We start from the raw sequence: 826 nt of genomic DNA, 5'->3' as shown, positions 1-826 counted from the left end.
CGGGACGAAGGTGGGCGGCTACGGGGATGTGCTGCGCAGCGACGCCAAGAAGTACTACGGCGCGGTCGTGGGCATGGCCGGAAGGGGCGAGTCCATAGCGAGGAAGGAGAACTATTGCGAGATCGACCCGACCACGGTGGACGAGTTCGGTATCCCCGTACTGAGGTTCAACTACAAGTGGAGCCAGTTGGAGATCAACCAGGCCAAGCACATGCAGGACACCTTCGAGGAGATATTGATCAACATGGGCGGGGAGCCGTTGGGCAAGAAGCCGGGCAAGGAGACCAACTACGGGCTTCACAACCCCGGTAAGATCATCCACGAGGTGGGCACCACCCGGATGGGAGACGACCCAAGGACGTCGGTGACCAACAAGTACCAGCAGCTGCACGATGTGGACAACGTGTTCATCGTGGATGCGGGACCATTTGTATCGCAGGCCGACAAGAACTGTACATGGACGATATTGGCGCTCTCGATGAGGGCCTCGGAGTACATCGTGGAACAACTCAAACAACAAAACATATAGGGTATGGACAGAAGGAAGAGTTTAAAGTCGATAGTATTGGGCTCTGTTGCGGGCGGACTTGCGATCCATGGTTGCAAGCCCTCGACGGAGGGCACCGAACTGACAGAGGCGCCGAAGATCACCTACCCGGGGCGCGTTCCCCAGGAGCTGGAGCAGATAACGGAGCTACAGGACGAAGAGTTCTTGAACCCGCACGAGGTGGAGACATTGACGGTACTGTGCGACCTGATACTCCCGGCGACGCAGGAGTACAAGGGGGCATCGGATGCGGACGTTGTGGGCTTCATCGAGTTCATG

The 826-nt window shown here is 57.9% G+C and carries 2 protein-coding genes; both read left to right on the top strand.

Annotated features, from left to right (window positions below; translation table 11 throughout):
- A partial coding sequence (locus DCK90_RS16840) for a GMC oxidoreductase (protein ID WP_234414778.1) occupies positions 1-529 on the top strand: 529 nt, incomplete at its 5' end.
- Positions 530-532: 3 nt separating this feature from the next.
- Positions 533-826, top strand: a 294-nt coding sequence (locus DCK90_RS16835) for a gluconate 2-dehydrogenase subunit 3 family protein (RefSeq protein WP_199912707.1), incomplete at its 3' end; no start/stop codon positions are given.

The organism is Muricauda brasiliensis (assembly GCF_003057865.1).
In the GTDB taxonomy this organism is placed as follows: domain Bacteria; phylum Bacteroidota; class Bacteroidia; order Flavobacteriales; family Flavobacteriaceae; genus Flagellimonas; species Flagellimonas chongwuensis.
This window is presented reverse-complemented; position numbering and strand designations above follow the sequence as displayed.